This window comes from Cohnella baijiui, from assembly GCF_020731285.1.
Lineage (GTDB): Bacteria > Bacillota > Bacilli > Paenibacillales > Paenibacillaceae > Cohnella.
Window position 1 is genome coordinate 1 of record NZ_JAJFOW010000001.1, and the last position, 15,508, is coordinate 15,508.

Sequence of the window (15,508 nt, forward strand, 5' to 3'; positions counted from 1 at the left end):
TCGTCGTCAAAATGTTGACGGATATCGCCCATGACACACCTCGACCTTTTTGTTGAATTTATTGTAACAGGTCGCTACTACGGTGTGTCCACTTTCTAGTCTATCTGCACAGAGGTGCTGTTTCGTCTAAATAAGCTCACGTACAACCGTTAGAAAAGAAACCTCCGTTTATTTGGCCGATTAAGCTCTACGACAACCGTTAGAGCGTAGCCATGTTCCAAACAGGTTACTCGTTCGAGGCTAACCCGTTGTTCAAGCATATACTCGATCAATTACCGAATCTCCCCAATCATACGAAAAGCGGCCTTCGCCCCTGGGTTCGGGACAAAGGCCGCTTGGCTTTTCGAGTCAGACGACGGGCTGCGGCTCGCTGTGCAGGCCGAGCGCTCTCGCCGTGGAAGTATGAATTTGCTGAATGAGTGCAGGGTTCTGGAGCAGCGCCTCGCCGTATGAAGGAATCATTTCTTTGATCTTTGGCTCCCACGTCTGGATCTGCTGCGGGAAGCATTTGGCGATGACCTCGAGCATGACGGATACGGCGGTGGACGCTCCGGGCGAAGCGCCGAGCAAAGCGGCGATCGAGCCGTCCGCGGCATGGATAACTTCCGTGCCGAATTGCAGGATGCCCTTTCCTGCCGACGTGTTCTTGATGACCTGCACGCGTTGGCCGGCGACGACCAGATCCCAATCCTCGCTCTTGGCGTCCGGCACGAATTCCCGAAGCGCTTCCATCCGCTGCTCTTTCGATTGCATCAGCTCTTTGATCAAATATTTGACCAGGGAGAGATTTTTGACGCCGGATGCGAGCATGGTGCTGATGTTATCCGGCTTAACGGACGTGATCAGATCGAGCATGGAGCCGTTCTTCAAAAACTTCGGCGAGAAGCCCGCGAACGGACCGAAGAAAAGCATTTCTTTGTTTTCAATATATCGTTTATCCAAGTGCGGAACGGACATCGGCGGCGCGCCGACCGGCGCCTTGCCGTAAACCTTCGCGTGATGCTGTGCAACAATCTCCGGTTTTTGGCACACCATAAAGATGCCGCTGATCGGGAAGCCGCCAATCCCTTTCCCCTCGGGAATGCCGGTTTTCTGCAGCAAGTGGAGACTGCCGCCCCCGCCGCCCAAAAAGACGAATTTGGCGGCATGACGCTCGACCGCGCCGCTCTCGTTGCGCACCTTCAATTCCCACAAGCCGTCGTTCGTCCGCTTCACGTCATCCACTTGATGCTTAAACCGGATGTCGACGTTCTGGCGCTTCAAGTGGTCGAACAGCATACGGGTCAGCGCGCCGAAGTTGACGTCCGTGCCGGACGCGATACGTGTCGCCGCGATCGGCTCGTTCGATTTCCGTCCTGCCATGATGAGCGGTATCCACTCGGCCAAGGTAGCTGGGTCGTCGGCGTATTCCATGCCTTCGAACAGCGGATTGACCGACAGCGCTTCGAAACGTTTTTTCAGGAAGTTGACGTTGTTTTGCCCTTGTACCAGGCTCATATGCGGCAGTGGCATGATGAAGTCCTCCGGGCGGCGAATCAGCTGGCTGTCCACGAGATAGGACCAGAATTGCCGGGAAACCTGGTACTCCTCGTTGACTTTGATCGCTTTGCTGATGTCGACCGAGCCGTCCGGCTTCTCGACGGTGTAGTTCAATTCGCACAGGGAAGAATGTCCCGTCCCCGCGTTGTTCCACTCGTTCGAGCTTTCCTCTCCCGCGCTTGCGAGCCTTTCGAATACCGTGATTTTCCAATCGGGGGCCAATTCCTTCAGCAGCGCCCCTAACGTCGCGCTCATGATGCCGGCGCCAATCAAAATTACGTCTGTTTGGGTTTCTCTGTTATTCATTTTTTGCCGTCCTTACTTTCCACATATTTTAGAAATGGAAGGATGTATGATTCGGGCCCCACAGCAAAATAGGGCGAGAACCTTGTCACCCGCCATTTCCAGTCCATATCCCTTTCATCGCATGAAAGTTCGCATCTCTATTATTATATGATAGTTACCAGCGATTTAAAAGCCGTTATATTTTGCAGAAGGTCGGTCATACGGCGAAAAAACCGGGATGGAAGCGCTTGTAACGCGCGAATCCGCCATTATGCGCGAAGAGGACTTTTTGCCCGGTTTGGCAAAAGTCCCCCATTCGCCTTTTGAACGGAGATGTTGCAGCGGTTGTCGCGTTCTCACGGGCATTCGTTCATTCCCGGTCCCTCTCGCCATCCCCGTCTTCGGCGGCCGGAATCCAGCCTGTCAGCAGCGCGCCTCCCTCCGGGTGGTTGCCCGCCGCGAGATCGCCTCCATGCTGCCTCAGAATCCGCCTGGAGATCGTGAGTCCCAAACCGCTGCCGCCCGTCAATCGATTGCGCGAAGCCTCCCCGCGATAAAGCGGCTCGAATACGCGCTGCAGCTCCTCTTCAGTAAAACCCGGCCCCGTATCTCTAAACGAGAACCGCACTTTTCCACCATCTCGAACGCATCGAACGGCGATTTGACCATGGACGGGCGCGTGACGAACGGCGTTGTCCAGCAAATTGTTCATCGCGCGCTCCAGCAGGTGGGCATCCCCTTTCACGGCAGCTTCGGCCTCCAAATGCGTTTCGATGGAGATGTGTTTGTTCTCGGCGGGCGGCCGGAGACTGTCCATCGACCCCTCCAGGATGCGTTTGAGATCAATCGTCCGTTCGTGTTTGCTCGTGTCGGCATATTCCATCTTCGTAAAGGTGAACAAATCCTCTACAAGGCGGTCCAATTGCGCGGATTTATCCTTGCATACCGCGACGTATTTGGCCATTTGCTCCGGCGTTTGGGCGATGCCTTGTTCCAAGCCGTCCAAATACCCCCGCAAAGCAAACAGCGGGGTCCGCAAATCGTGCGCGACGGCCGCGATGACGAACCGCCGTTCTTCCTCCAGTTCCGCCTGTTTTTGATGGGAACGCCGAAGTCCCTCGACCATCCCTTCAAAGCCGTCGCGAACGGCGGCGATTTCCGTGATTCGGGATGCGGGCAGCCTTACGTCCCATTCGCCTGCGGCGAAGGCCAGGACGGCCGCGCGTATTCGCTCGAGCGGCTTCAATAATAGTCGTCGCATGGCCGCCGCAATGGCAGCCAATGCAAGAACAAACCCGGCGATCGCTGCATGGAAGGACACAACATTGGATTTGGGCGCTTGAACGACGACCCTGCCGACCACCTGTCCGTCCCGAATGACGGTGAATCGTTCGGCGGACGAAAAAGCGCCTTGAGTTTCCGGGCTGAATCGGAAAAGTACCTGATCGGATGCGGATCGGATCTCCGCCCCGAGCCGCGCCTCCTGCAATCGGGCCTGCATTCGGTTTTGCCATTCGGGATCCGTCCAGCGATCCGCGTTTTCCTCGATCTGCCGAACAGCTTCGGTCAAAAGCCGCTGATTCCTTTCGTTTTGCGGGCCGCCCGCTTTTAAGCTTAGCGACTTCGTCTCCGCCAAATGCGCAGACAAGTAGAACATCCATGGCAGCGCCAGAATGAGCAAAAAGCAAATCAAAGTAAACGTGCGAATGCGAAGCGTGCGCATTTAACTCCCTCCGAAGCGGTACCCGACTCCCCACACATTGACGAGATATTGCGGACGGTTCGGATCGGATTCGATCTTGTCGCGCAGCCGGCCGAGATGCACCCGGATCGTATGCTTGTCCCCTACGCCGTCCCAGAATTTGTCGAGGAGCTGCTCGTAAGAGAACACGTGCCGGGGATGCTCGACAAACAATCGCAGCAGATCATATTCTTTCGGCGTCAGCGAAACCTGTTGTTCCCCAACCGCGACTTCCCGGGTGGACAGATTCAGCCGGATGCGACCGTAACTCAGCACTTTGTCTTCCTTGGGCCGATCGGGGGAGGTTCGCCGCAGAACGGCTTTCACTCTCGCCACGATCTCGCCGGGCGAAGCGGTCTTGACGATATAGTCGTCTCCGCCGAGCGTCAGTCCCCGTATCTTGTCCACGTCGTCGCTGCGGGCGCTAAGGAACAGAATCGGCACATTGCTCTCCGCGCGAATCCGTCGGCAGAGCTCAAAGCCGCTCGCCCCCGGCATCATGATGTCCAGGACGATGGCTTGGACGGCTTGCCGTCGAAAGGCTTCCCACGCTTGCTCGACGTCGCCCGCGGTCATCACTTCGAATTGTTCGTTCTCCAGAAAGTCCCGGAGCAACTCGACGATGCTCGGATCGTCGTCGACGACGAGTATCGTTTGCAAATCGGTCATCGGTCCCCCACCTTTGCCTCCTAGTTTATCATGATTTTCTCCGACGCAATCGCTCTCCCACGCTTTGTGACGACTTGTTTATCGTTTTGTGACTTTTTTGGAGCTTCGTTTGAGAGCTTCGCTTGTTACCATTCAAGGGACAAATGCGCAGAAAGGCTTCGCCATCAGCGTGAATTCCGAGGAGGCTGAAAGGATGTTAAACGTTCAAATCGTGCTATTTGACGGCTTCGATCTGTTGGATGCCGTTGCGCCTTACGAAGTATTTGCGGCGGCGGCCCTGATGACGGAGGACGCGCTGAGCGTCGAATTCGTCGCCCCCGAAGGACCGCGGCCGGTAACGAGCGGCATTAACGGCGTGAGGCTTGAGGCGATGAGCGCCCTGAATCCGGATCGTGGAGGCATTATTCTCGTACCCGGCGCGTCCGGGAGTGTCGACGGGGACGGCCCCGACACAATCCCGGCCATACTGGGGCGTGCCGCGGGCTCCGAATTGACGGGCATGATTCGCCAGGCGCTCGGCCGGCCGGACGTCACCGTGGCCACGGTATGCGGCGGTTCTCTGGTGCTGGCCATGGGCGGATTGCTGGAGGGACGGCCGGCGGTGACGAATCATCTGGGCATGGATCTGCTCGGCGCGACCGGAGCCGTCCCGGTAGCCGCCCGCGTCGTTGACGACGGCAATCTGGTCACCGCCGGTGGCGTCACCTCGGGGCTGGATATCGCGTTGTACTTGGTTGAACGCGAGCTTGGACCGCGAATCGCGCACGCCGTCGAGCAGCTGTTCGAATTTGAGCGGAGAGGCACGGTTTGGCGGGGACACGGCATGGCGCCGAGCGCCGCGAAGTCACCGGCGGGCGATGAACCGGATGGCGCGGCGGCCAAGACCGATCGAACGAGCGAAGTCCCGGCGGACAACCGCATGCAATCCTCCGTCTTCGAAGGAGATTGGGAGATCACGATCGCCACGCCCGTCGGGAAGCTGCCGGTCCGTCTCTCGATCACTACGCAGGACGGGATTGTCCGGGGCACTGCCTCGCAAGGGGACGAAACGGTCCCGCTCGTCGATCCCGTCCTGCAGGATCGCAAGCTGACCTGGTCGCTGCCCGTCACGAAACCGCTGCGTTTGAATCTCAAATTCGAAGCGGAAGCCGACGGAGATCGGATCGGCGGAACGGCCAAGGCCGGCATTCTGCCTGCCTCCAAATGGTCCGGCAATCGCGTTTCCTAGTTCGGCGCCTAGATTGGGGCTACCACAACAGCAAGCGGGGGTTTAGCGAAGCATGAGCAAGCGAAATCGGTTGTTCGGCCTTTTGGCCGTTGTCAGCATCGTATTTATCGTTTACGCCTTGGTGAAGAACTATCTCGTCGACCCGGGAGCCGAAAGCTTCCTGAGCCACAAAACCGGCCTGAAGCGCGAGCTGCATCTCTCGGCCTGGTTAAGCGTCATGCGCGTTCATGTGGCCTTCGCATGCATCGCCATGGCGGCCGGGCTGTTGAACTTTTCGAATCGGCTCTTCGAGAAGAGCCGCAAATTTCATCGCATCAACGGCTACGTCTACGTGATGTCGGTCCTGATCGTCATCATCACGTCCGGATACATGGCGCCGTACGCCACCGGGGGAACAGCCGCCAGCATGGGCTTCAATCTGCTGAATCTGATCTGGCTGGGGATCACCGCGGCGGCGCTCGTCCACATTCGCCAAAAAAGGATCGTGCGGCATCGCAACGGAATGATTCGCAGCTACGCCTTTTGCTTTACGAATATGTCGATCCACCTCCTGACGACCGTCTTGAACGGGGGATTCGGTATCGACTATTCGAACGCCTACACGTTCGGGGTATACGGCTCCATCGTCCTCCTGCTGATCGTTCCCGGCATCGTCGTCCGCTTGCTTCGTCCCATTAGGGCGCAGGAGAATACGTAAGGAGCTTGGCCGCAGCCGAAAAAAAACACGACTCCCCCCGCCCGGGGAAGTCGTGTTTTGCATTCAGGAGGCTTCGTCCGCCGAAGTGGATATCCGCACCTTTAGTTCCGTTACGATCCGTAGCTGCCTTCCGTACTGAACAGCACCGGCGCGGTATCCTTTCGCTTGGAAGATTCGATCCACTTGCGGAGTTCCTCCCAATACCGGTCTTCGTCGATCGGGATTTCGACCGTCTCGCCCAGCCAGCTGGACAAATGCATGGCGTTCGACAGCGTCAAGCTGCGGATGCCCTCCTCGCCGCTCGCGATCAGCGGCTCGCCGTGAAGAACCGCCTTCGCGAAGGATGCGATGACCCCGAGGTGCTGGCTGTTGTCTCCTTCCGCCGGGACGACGGATACGTCTACGGACGGCTGAGCGAAACCTTCCTTCGATTGAAAGCAAAACTCGCGTTCGTTTTGGCTCAGCTTGTGCAGCGTCAGCGTATGATTTTCACAGACGAGCTTGCCCATTTCGAGCGTGATTTCCAGGCGGTTCGTCCCGGGCAGATCGCCCGTGGTGGTGACGAATACGCCCGTCGCGCCGTTCGGGAACTCCAAATACGCCGTTACGTCGTCCTCCACCTCGATATCGTGCCACTTGCCCTCGTGGCAGAAGGCGCGGACTTTGGAGGGCATGCCGCAAATCCATTGGAGCAGGTCGATATTATGCGGGCATTGATTGATCAGCACGCCTCAACCTGACCTCCGGCACGGCGCCATGGATCAACTTCCTGGCATGGTCCGAGCCCATGTTGCCGAGCCCGATGATGCCGATTCTCAATTCCGACATGGCGGGTTCCTCTCCTCCTTAGCGATAGCCCAATGCGGACAGATTGCGATAGCTCGTCTCCAGGCAGTCGAACGGACTCGTCTGGCAGACGTCCTGCTCGACGAGCAAATACTTCGCGCCCGCATTCTCAAGCGCTTTCATGATGGCCGGGAAGTTCATGTTGCCCTCCATCACGGGTGCCATCAGCTGCTCCGTCCCCCGGACGGCCATATCTTTCAAATGCACGCAGTCGAGGCGGCCCGCCAGCTTGCCGATCCACTCGCAAACGTCGGCACCGGCGGCCTGAACCCAGTACGTGTCCAGCGTGATGCCAAGCTCCTCCGGCGCGAAATCCTCGCAAATGCGCTCGATGAGACGCTTGCCATCGAATTTCTCGAATTCGAAGTGGTGATTGTGGTACATGAACCGCTTGCCGGCTTTGGCGATGCGGCCCGCCGCTTCCCGGTAGTCTTCCGCGAAATAGCCGTACCACTCCCGCGAGCGGTACTTCTCCGGCATCCCTCCGATTCCGATGTAGTCGCAGCCGAGGATGTCATGCTCCTCGATGACTTGGTCGGTTTCGTTCAGGATGCGGTCCGGATTCGTATGCGTGAGGGCGATGCTTAGCGACAAGCTGTCGCAAATTTCCCGCAGCGTTCGAGGGGCGATTGGCCCCATGGCCGACACTTGAATCGATGTGTAGCCCATCTCCGCAATTTTTTGCAAAGTTCGTCGAATGTCCTTCTCGGTCTGCAAATACGAACGTACCGTGTACAGTTGTGCGCCTAAAATCACGACAATCGGCACCTCTCCTCGATTCGATGGTGGTCTTCACCCCTTCATTATAGGTTGCTGCCGCAAAAGCGCCATTGTAAAACGGGACGATTAGATTGTAAATATAGCGGTCCTGGGCTACTCTGTAATGGATAAGGAGGGGACGGGATGCAGCACGTTCATCTTCACACCGATTCCTTGATACTTCACCATACGGTCGACGAGCGGAAGACCGACCAATACGCGCTTCACTGCCACACGTTCTACGAAGTGTTTTACTTTATCGCAGGCGAGGTCAGCTATCTCGTGGAGGGCACACGCTATGCGCTGGAACCGCACAGCCTGCTGCTCATCGCGCCGCACGTGTTTCACGGGGTCAAAATTGAAAGCGATATTCCCTATGAGAGAATATCGCTCCATTTCGTGCCCGGCTTCCTGCCGGCGGAGAACCGGTCGGTTCTCCTGTCTCCCTTTCATGCCGCCGGCATCTACTATCCCGACGACGGCAGCCGAACGATGCTTCCGTATTTCCGGCAGTTGATGAATGCCCGGCTTGCCGACGAAGCCATCCGGGACCTGGCGTTTCGCGCGCGGCTCGAAGCGCTGCTGTCCCAAATCCTGACGACCGGCTATTCGCGCAAAGGCGCCTCCGATGCCGCGTTCTCCGGCAAACCCGTCTCGCGGATCATCGCATATCTGAACGAGCATATCGCCGAACCGATCACGCTGGACGAGCTGTCAGCCGCCTTTTACATCAGCAAGCATCACCTGAACAAAGTGTTCCGGCGCGCCACCGGCACGACGGTCGGCCATTACCTCCTCCGCAAACGGGTCGTTATGGCGCAAAACCTGATGCTGCAAGGCCATAGCGCGTCCGCTGCGGCCGCCGCCTCCGGCTTTCGCGATTATTCGTCCTTCTACCGCGCCTACAAAAACGTGCTGGGCCATGCGCCGTCCTTCAAGCCGAATCCGATGCTGCTCCGATGACCGGCCGGCTCTGGGTTTGCCGCGCGCCCCATAGCGTAAACGCGATCCCGACGACGGTGACCAAGGATGCGGCCCAGGGAATGGCAGGTAGTCCGCCGCCCAGCTTCGCATCGATCACCAGCCCGCCAAGATAGGCGCCCAGCGCGTTGCCGAGATTGAAGGCCGCGATGTTGAGCGTCGACGCCAAAGTGGGCGCTTCTTTAGCCGTATTGAGCATGTGGACCTGCAGACCCGGTACGGTGCCGAACGCGGCCATTCCCAGCAGAAACACGGTCGCCAGCGTCGCTCCTTTGTACGAATCCGTAATGCCGAATGCCGCCAGGATGGCCGCCAGCGCGATCATGATGCCGATGAGCGAAGGCATCAGCCGCCAGTCTGCCAATTTGCCCCCCACGAAGTTGCCCAGCGTAATGCCCGCGCCGAACAGGACGAGAATCAGGGATACGGAGCTTTCATGAAAATGGGTGATGTCCACCAAGATCGGCGCGATATACGTAAACGCGGTAAACACCCCGCCGAATCCGAACACCGTCATCAACAGCGCCACCTGAACGGCCGGACGCCGCAACACGCCAAGCTCCTCCTTCAGGCTGGAAACGCCGGCGTTCACTTTCGGGACGAGCAGCGCGACGCCGATCATCGCGAGGAGTCCGATTCCCGTAATCGTCCAGAACGGAAATCGCCAGCCATAGGCTTGGCCGAGCCAGGTGCCGAACGGAACGCCCAATATATTGGCGAGCGTTAGGCCGGTGAACATCATGGCGATGGCGCCCGCCCGCTTTTCCTTCGGCACCAGCTCGGCCGCGATCACCGAACCTACGCCGAAGAACGACCCGTGCGTCAGCGCGGCTACGACCCGCGCGACCATCAAGACCCCGTAATTCGGGGCGAGGGCAGCGAACGCGTTGCCCGCGATAAAGAGAAGCATCAAAAAGAGCAAAAGCCGCTTCCGCTGCATCCGGTGGGTCGCCAGCGTAATGACCGGCGCCCCGATCGCCACGCTCAGCGCGTAGCCGCTGATGAGGAGACCGGCCGCCGAGAGGGACACATTCAGGCTTTGGGAAACTTCCGGAAGCAGTCCCATAATGATAAATTCCGTCATGCCAATGGCAAACGCCCCCAAAGTAAGGGCCGTTAACGCTAACTTTGCGCTTTTCATCGGTTTCCTTCACCCGCTTTCTTTTTGTCGGTCGGCTGATTCGAAGGAAGCGCAGGATCAGAAGTCAAAGTTGTCCGGATCCGGTCCTACCCGCCGATTCTGGTTGAGTCCGGCGATCGCGCGCATCTCCTCGTCCGTCAATTCAAAATCGAAGATATCCGCATTCTCGGCGATCCGATGGGCTTTGGTCGATTTCGGGATCGTCACGACGCCGTTCTGAAGATCCCACCGGAGAATGATTTGGGCGACCGATTTGCCGTATTTCGCTCCGATCGCTTGGAGCTCCTCCTGGTCGAGCAGCTGGCCCTGCATGAGGGGGGACCAGGCTTCCAGCTGGATGCCTTGCACTCTGCAGTAAGCTTGCAGCTCCGTTTGGGTCAGACGGGGATGGTACTCCACCTGGTTGACCATCGGCTTGATTCGAGCATACTTCATCAGCGTCTCCAGATGGTGAACGTGGAAGTTGCTGACGCCGATCGCTTTGACGCGTCCTGCTTCATATAGCGCCTCCAGCGCTCCCCACGCTTCCGTAAACTTCCCCTCCACCGGCCAGTGGATGAGGTACAGGTCTAAATATTCCAATCCCAGCTTGCACAAACTTTCGTCGTAGGCCTTCAGCGTCGATTCGTAGCCGAGATCCGCGTTCCACACCTTGGAGGTGACGAACAGCGATTCGCGACCGATGCCGGCGGCGTCCAAGCCTTCGCGAATCCCTTGTCCCACGCCTTCTTCGTTGCCGTAGATGGCGGCCGTATCCACACTCCGGTATCCATGAACGATCGCCGTTCGAACGGCGTTCACCAGCTCCGGCCCTTCCTCAACCTGAAAGACGCCAAGTCCGAGCCAAGGCATCCGGGTGCCGTTCGCCAGCGCGACGGTATCTTTTATTTGATTAACCATATGAAATACCTCCGTCATTTCTTCGATCGTCCGTTCCGTTCCTAACTGCCATCTCCCTTCGCTTCGCATTTCTTGATGTCGAAAGGCGATGTATGGCGTCGAGCGGCCGGCGAATGCTATTATGTTACTTATCCGCTGCGAAGGGAAGAACGTACTTCAAAGTGCCGTAGGTACTTTTGGTTACGGTAGGCACTTTGAAGTATCTGCCGAAATGGAGGTTAGGGATGCAAGCTAAAAAGTATAACATCGCCGTGGAGGCGACGCTCGAAGTGATCGGGGGCAAATGGAAATGCGTCATCCTCTGCCACCTCGCGCACGGTCGCAAGCGCACCAGCGAATTGAAGCGGCTCATGCCGAGCATTACGCAAAAGATGCTGACGCAGCAGCTGCGCGAGCTGGAGGACGACGGCGTCATCAACCGCATCACCCACAACCAAATTCCGCCGAAGGTGGAATATGAGCTAAGCGAATACGGACGGTCGTTGAGCGGCATTTTGGATCAACTCTGCGCGTGGGGCGAAATTCATATTGCGAAGGTATACGGGGACAAGTCAGCCATGCTGGAAGACAGCGTGCTGAACCGGAAGGAATAATCCGCAGATTCCGAACGAAAGCCAGCCCGCTCGGGCTGGCTTTCGCATTGCCGGACGAACCCTAATCGGCCGTCGCGATTTGCATTATAAAGAGCGCGATCGGCTCTTCATAAGCGACGATTCGGTGAACAAAGGATGAGCAACGATCTTTTAGAAAATTACCGTTTGTCGTAAAACCGCCCCCGCAGCAAGCTGAATTGCTTGGCCAGGTAGGCGGGCGTGTAGGGCATATCGTTGCGCAGCCAAGATACGATCGTGCCGATGAGCGCCGAAGAGCCGTACCAGATGGCGACGTCGCGCTGGATGCCGGCGCGCGTGATGCCGACATTGCCCTCCGAGCGCTCGAACCGCTCCTGGATCATCTTCGAAAGCAGCTTGAGCAGCCGTTCCGTAAAGACGGGAGCCCGTCTGGACGACAAGATGACTTTGTAAAACTTGGACTGTTCGGCGATATGCTCCAGCAAATGGACCATCATGGGCCATTCCTCGCCGTTCGTCGGATCCTCGCCGGCCACGGTCTGCTCCAGGATGGCGGACAGGTCCTCCACCATCTCGTCGGCCATTTTATCCATCATATCGGGAATATCCTTGTAGTGCAGATAGAACGTGACCCGGTTAATGGTCGCCCGTTCGGCGAGGCGATTGACCGTGATTTTGTCGATCTCCATCTCTTGCAGCAATTCTACGAAGGCTTCGCGCAGCAGACGGCGGGTGCGGAGAATGCGAGGGTCGGTGCGTTGATGGGTGGGGTCCACTGCCAACTTCCTTTCCAGTCAGATGTAATTTACAATTTTCGGGATTTCGTCGAACATGTTGTGTCTAAGCGACAAATGTCCGCGGAGTGCCAAATAATTGACGCGGTTGCGTTTTCATGTCGATTGCAAAAGACGTTGATCCGGCTAAAATCTAATTTATGCCGTGTTGATTATATTACACAGTGTAAATTTAGTCCATGCTGGGCTGGAGGAGATGGGAAGGTTGAGTGCTAGCAGTGCAGTTGTCGGCTCCAATGTCAAAAAAGGGCCGATCTTATTCATCATGATTTTGGGTGCCTTCCTGGCCACGCTGAATCAAACCGTCATGAGCGTGGCGGTGCCGGAGTTAATGGGGGATTTCGGCATCTCGGCGACGACGGCGCAGTGGCTGACGACCGGTTACATGCTGGTCAACGGGGTGCTCATCCCGATCACGGCGTTTCTCATGCAGCGATTTACGACGCGGGAGCTCTTCCAGGCGTCCATGATTATATTTCTGGCCGGAACGATCGTCTCCGCCATCGCCACCGGCTTTCCCGCCCTGTTGACGGGCCGTCTCATCCAAGCGGCCGGCGCCGGCATCATCATGCCGCTGCTCATGAACGTCATCCTGACGCTTTTCCCGCCCAACAAGCGGGGGGCAGCCATGGGCATGGTCGGCTTTGCCATCATTTTCGCGCCCGCCATCGGGCCGACGCTCGCCGGGTACATCCTGGAGAACTTCCCTTGGGAGTCCATGTTCTACGGCATGATCCCGTTCGTCGTGCTGGTCATTATTTTGGCGCATATTTATTTGAAAAACGTGTCGGAGCGCACCTACCCGAAAATCGATATTCTGGGCGTCGTGCTGTCCACGATCGGATTCGGCGCCGTCCTGTTCGGCTTCAGCCGGGCGGGCAGCCTGGGCTGGTCGAGCGCTGAAGTCATCTCGTCGCTGGTCGGAGGCGTTGTCGCTCTGGTCCTGTTTACCTGGCGCCAGCTTGCGTCCCGTCATCCGCTGCTCGATCTGCGCGCGTTCAAATTCGATATGTTCACGCTTACGACCATTATCAACATTGCCGTGACGATGATGATGTATGCGGACATGATGCTTCTCCCGCTCTATTTGCAGAACGCACGGGGCTTTACGGCGCTCGAGTCCGGACTTCTGATGCTGCCCGGCTCCCTCCTGATGGGCTTCATGATGCCGATCACGGGCCGGTTGTTCGACCGATTCGGCGCGAAATGGCTCTCGATCATCGGGATGGCGATCACAATCGGCACGACGATCGGATTTATGAACCTGACCGACTCGACCAGCTATACGTACCTGGTCCTCATGTCGACGGGCCGCCGCTTCGGCATGGCGATGTTCCTGATGCCGATCACGACGGCGGGGCTGAACCAGCTGCCGGCACGGCTCAACGCCCACGGCACGGCGATCTCCAACACGATCAAGCAAGTGGCAGGCGCAGTCGGCACCTCGCTCCTCGTCACGGTCATGACCGACCGGACGAAAACCCACGTGCAGGAAATGATGGCCGCGGGCGGCGCCGGCTCGCAAGAGCATATGATCATGGAAGCCGCCATCCAAGGCATCAACGACGCTTATGTCGTCATTATCGCGATCGGGGTCGTAGGCTTGCTGCTCTCCTTCTTCATCCGCAAAGCCGATGCCGCCGACAAGGAAGAGATTCCCGTCAAGATGACGGAAGCCAAAGCTGAAGGGGCGTAAGCGCCTGAGCGCTCAAGAAGCCAATCCCGGCGAGGGATTGGCTTCTTTTTCGCTACGTAGTCGGACCGCCGGCGTCAACCGTCGAGCCAGTCGTCTGCCGTATCGGCCAGTCGTTGCATCTCGTTAAGGAACAGGCTGGCATGATACCCGTCGCAAACCGCATGATGGACCTGCAGCGAGACGGGCAGCAGCGTCCGTTCGCCCGAGGCGAACCATTTGACGCCGGTCACGATCGGGAGCAGGTAATCCCCTTTGTTGTACAGCTGCAATTGAAAGCTTGTGAAGCTCGTCCAAGGGATGGACGAGATGGAGATGACGTTCGCGGGGACGTTCGGCTTGGTGAAAAGCCCCTTCGCGCCGCCGTATCGTTCCCGGTCCTCCTCGTAGCTGGCATGGAACCGCGCAAAGTCGTTTTCGAACGGCGTCCAGATCGCCGAGAACGTCCGGTCCTCGGGATGAAAGATCGTGTAAACCGGCTCCATTCGTTCCCAATAGCCAAGGCGGCCGCTGCCGTCGAACGAAGTCCGAAACGCCGTGTCGATATGGACCGAGCGCATCGTCATATAGAGAAATGCGGGGTATAGCTTGACCTTCCTCTCCCTGAGCCGCCTGAGCAGCAACGTGACGTCGAGATTCGCGGTCATGCCGAACGCGCAAGCGCTCGTTTCCGAATAGTGCGCGAAATAAGGCTCGCGAGCCCATTCTTTCCGATCGATCAAGTGAAAAGTCGTCATTTATTTAACCTCCTAAAATAAAATGCCGGCGTTATTTTAGGAGGTGAAATCCACTGCTTTGATCATCGCCTTCACTCCAAGATTAGGATCGCCCGCCTCCTTCGGCGGGCGTCTACAGACGAGGCGGCCTCAGTGCGATCGCTACGACGATCGGGTAATGGTCGGAGGGATACCGCCCGTCGACCGATCTTCGATCCACCCGAACGTCCGAAAGGTCGATCCCTTCGGTCGCGAATACGTAATCGATCGGTTCCCCCGCTTCCCCGCCCTGGAATGCGTGGTACGTCGCGCCGATCTCGGCTGTCGCTTGGGCGTACGCGTCCGACAAGCCGAAGCCCTCTCCGGGATCCCGTTCGCCGCGAAGAAGCCGGATCGGGGCGTCGCCGGGGAAGCTGTTGAAATCGCCCGTCAGCAGCGCCGGCAGCCGGTCCTCCCTCCGATCGTCCGCGATCCTTCGGCCCAGAAGCCGCGCTCCCTCGAGTCGGGCCTCCACTCCCTGATGGTCGAGGTGCGTATTGTAGCAGCGAAACGCCAAGCCGGACGCCCGATCGCGAAGCTTCGCCCATGTGCAAATGCGCGGCAGACTGGCATCCCAGCCGACCGATCCGGCCAAGCCGGGCTGCTCCGACAGCCAGAATTGCCCTTGCTCCAGCAGCTCCAGCCTGTCGTGATCGTAGAAAATCGCGCAATGCTCGTCGTCGCTGCCGCCGCGGCGGCCTTCGCCGATCCAGGCATAGCCGGGCAGCTTGGCCGCCAGCTCTTCCAGCATTCCGCGCAGCCCTTCCTGCGTCCCGACAAGCAAGGGCCGATGGGCCAGCAACGTCGTGACGACATGTCCGACGCGGTTCGGCCAGCTGTCATCGCCGTCGCGCGGCTCGTTGTATCTGAGATTCAAAGAAACGACTTGACCTTCCATCACGGCGTCC

The 15,508-nt window shown here is 58.1% G+C and carries 15 protein-coding genes; 5 read left to right on the forward strand and 10 right to left on the reverse strand.

The genetic code is table 11. The annotated features are described in order from the left end of the window. Positions 1 to 348: 348 nt before the first annotated feature. From LKX83_RS00005 to LKX83_RS00015, 3 genes are all read right to left on the reverse strand, one after another. Complete coding sequence (locus tag LKX83_RS00005; RefSeq protein WP_227879631.1) at positions 349 to 1,845, reverse strand: malate:quinone oxidoreductase; 1,497 nt, start codon at positions 1,843 to 1,845, stop codon at positions 349 to 351. A gap of 349 nt (positions 1,846 to 2,194) precedes the next feature. Further along, positions 2,195 to 3,547 carry a sensor histidine kinase gene (locus LKX83_RS00010; RefSeq protein WP_227879637.1) on the reverse strand — a complete coding sequence of 451 codons (1,353 nt, stop codon included), beginning with the start codon at positions 3,545 to 3,547 and terminating at the stop codon, positions 2,195 to 2,197. Next, positions 3,548 to 4,234 (reverse strand): response regulator transcription factor, encoded by a 687-nt coding sequence (locus LKX83_RS00015; protein WP_227879639.1) that lies wholly within the window; start codon positions 4,232 to 4,234, stop codon positions 3,548 to 3,550. It abuts the gene before it with no gap. Between the two features lie 193 nt (positions 4,235 to 4,427). On the opposite strand from LKX83_RS00015, the gene LKX83_RS00020 reads away from it, so the two are divergent. Both LKX83_RS00020 and LKX83_RS00025 read left to right on the forward strand, forming a co-directional pair. Next, on the forward strand, positions 4,428 to 5,462 hold the full coding sequence (locus LKX83_RS00020) for a DJ-1/PfpI family protein (protein ID WP_227879641.1): 1,035 nt from the start codon (positions 4,428 to 4,430) through the stop codon (positions 5,460 to 5,462). A gap of 52 nt (positions 5,463 to 5,514) precedes the next feature. Further along, positions 5,515 to 6,159, forward strand: a complete 645-nt coding sequence (locus LKX83_RS00025; protein WP_227879642.1) for a DUF2306 domain-containing protein — start codon at positions 5,515 to 5,517, stop codon at positions 6,157 to 6,159. 110 nt (positions 6,160 to 6,269) lie between these two features. Here LKX83_RS00025 and LKX83_RS00030 read toward each other — a convergent pair whose 3' ends face one another. Together LKX83_RS00030 and LKX83_RS00035 are read right to left on the reverse strand one after the other, a co-directional pair. After that, positions 6,270 to 6,887, reverse strand: coding sequence for a Gfo/Idh/MocA family protein (locus tag LKX83_RS00030; protein ID WP_227879643.1), 618 nt, complete (start codon positions 6,885 to 6,887; stop codon positions 6,270 to 6,272). A gap of 118 nt (positions 6,888 to 7,005) precedes the next feature. Further along, the gene (locus LKX83_RS00035) at positions 7,006 to 7,761 is read right to left on the reverse strand and encodes a sugar phosphate isomerase/epimerase family protein (RefSeq protein ID WP_227879646.1); all 756 of its coding nucleotides are present in this window, start codon (positions 7,759 to 7,761) and stop codon (positions 7,006 to 7,008) included. 147 nt (positions 7,762 to 7,908) lie between these two features. Between LKX83_RS00035 and LKX83_RS00040 the strand changes: the two genes are divergently transcribed. Beyond that, positions 7,909 to 8,727 (forward strand): AraC family transcriptional regulator, encoded by an 819-nt coding sequence (locus LKX83_RS00040; protein ID WP_227879647.1) that lies wholly within the window; start codon positions 7,909 to 7,911, stop codon positions 8,725 to 8,727. On the opposite strand, the gene LKX83_RS00045 is transcribed toward LKX83_RS00040, so the two are convergent. Beyond that, positions 8,699 to 9,886, reverse strand: coding sequence for an MFS transporter (locus LKX83_RS00045; RefSeq protein WP_227879650.1), 1,188 nt, complete (start codon positions 9,884 to 9,886; stop codon positions 8,699 to 8,701). The genes LKX83_RS00040 and LKX83_RS00045 overlap by 29 nt on opposite strands. 57 nt (positions 9,887 to 9,943) lie before the next feature. Continuing rightward, positions 9,944 to 10,786 carry an aldo/keto reductase gene (locus LKX83_RS00050; RefSeq protein WP_227879651.1) on the reverse strand — a complete coding sequence of 281 codons (843 nt, stop codon included), beginning with the start codon at positions 10,784 to 10,786 and terminating at the stop codon, positions 9,944 to 9,946. Positions 10,787 to 11,010: 224 nt separating this feature from the next. Between LKX83_RS00050 and LKX83_RS00055 the strand changes: the two genes are divergently transcribed. Continuing rightward, positions 11,011 to 11,379, forward strand: a complete 369-nt coding sequence (locus LKX83_RS00055; protein ID WP_227879653.1) for a winged helix-turn-helix transcriptional regulator — start codon at positions 11,011 to 11,013, stop codon at positions 11,377 to 11,379. Between the two features lie 158 nt (positions 11,380 to 11,537). Here LKX83_RS00055 and LKX83_RS00060 read toward each other — a convergent pair whose 3' ends face one another. After that, positions 11,538 to 12,134 (reverse strand): TetR-like C-terminal domain-containing protein, encoded by a 597-nt coding sequence (locus LKX83_RS00060; protein WP_227879655.1) that lies wholly within the window; start codon positions 12,132 to 12,134, stop codon positions 11,538 to 11,540. 283 nt (positions 12,135 to 12,417) lie between these two features. Between LKX83_RS00060 and LKX83_RS00065 the strand changes: the two genes are divergently transcribed. Continuing rightward, positions 12,418 to 13,848, forward strand: coding sequence for a DHA2 family efflux MFS transporter permease subunit (locus tag LKX83_RS00065; RefSeq protein ID WP_227880335.1), 1,431 nt, complete (start codon positions 12,418 to 12,420; stop codon positions 13,846 to 13,848). Between the two features lie 74 nt (positions 13,849 to 13,922). Here LKX83_RS00065 and catA read toward each other — a convergent pair whose 3' ends face one another. Both catA and LKX83_RS00075 read right to left on the reverse strand, forming a co-directional pair. Then, complete coding sequence (catA, locus tag LKX83_RS00070; RefSeq protein WP_227879656.1) at positions 13,923 to 14,582, reverse strand: type A chloramphenicol O-acetyltransferase; 660 nt, start codon at positions 14,580 to 14,582, stop codon at positions 13,923 to 13,925. Between the two features lie 112 nt (positions 14,583 to 14,694). Then, a complete protein-coding gene (locus LKX83_RS00075; protein WP_227880336.1) occupies positions 14,695 to 15,498 on the reverse strand; it encodes an endonuclease/exonuclease/phosphatase family protein in 804 nt (267 codons plus the stop codon). Positions 15,499 to 15,508: the final 10 nt, after the last annotated feature.

Bases quoted from the DNA above. Each gene is read 5' to 3' on its own strand.
- LKX83_RS00015 (WP_227879639.1), bottom strand. From the start codon at position 4,234: ATGACCGATTTGCAAACGATACTCGTCGTCGACGACGATCCGAGCATC.
- LKX83_RS00075 (WP_227880336.1), bottom strand. From the start codon at position 15,498: ATGGAAGGTCAAGTCGTTTCTTTGAATCTCAGATACAACGAGCCGCGC.
- LKX83_RS00020 (WP_227879641.1), top strand. From the start codon at position 4,428: ATGTTAAACGTTCAAATCGTGCTATTTGACGGCTTCGATCTGTTGGAT.
- catA (WP_227879656.1), bottom strand. From the start codon at position 14,582: ATGACGACTTTTCACTTGATCGATCGGAAAGAATGGGCTCGCGAGCCT.
- LKX83_RS00055 (WP_227879653.1), top strand. From the start codon at position 11,011: ATGCAAGCTAAAAAGTATAACATCGCCGTGGAGGCGACGCTCGAAGTG.
- LKX83_RS00040 (WP_227879647.1), top strand. From the start codon at position 7,909: ATGCAGCACGTTCATCTTCACACCGATTCCTTGATACTTCACCATACG.
- LKX83_RS00050 (WP_227879651.1), bottom strand. From the start codon at position 10,786: ATGGTTAATCAAATAAAAGATACCGTCGCGCTGGCGAACGGCACCCGG.
- LKX83_RS00005 (WP_227879631.1), bottom strand. From the start codon at position 1,845: ATGAATAACAGAGAAACCCAAACAGACGTAATTTTGATTGGCGCCGGC.
- LKX83_RS00065 (WP_227880335.1), top strand. From the start codon at position 12,418: ATGATTTTGGGTGCCTTCCTGGCCACGCTGAATCAAACCGTCATGAGC.
- LKX83_RS00025 (WP_227879642.1), top strand. From the start codon at position 5,515: ATGAGCAAGCGAAATCGGTTGTTCGGCCTTTTGGCCGTTGTCAGCATC.
- LKX83_RS00010 (WP_227879637.1), bottom strand. From the start codon at position 3,547: ATGCGCACGCTTCGCATTCGCACGTTTACTTTGATTTGCTTTTTGCTC.
- LKX83_RS00045 (WP_227879650.1), bottom strand. From the start codon at position 9,886: ATGAAAAGCGCAAAGTTAGCGTTAACGGCCCTTACTTTGGGGGCGTTT.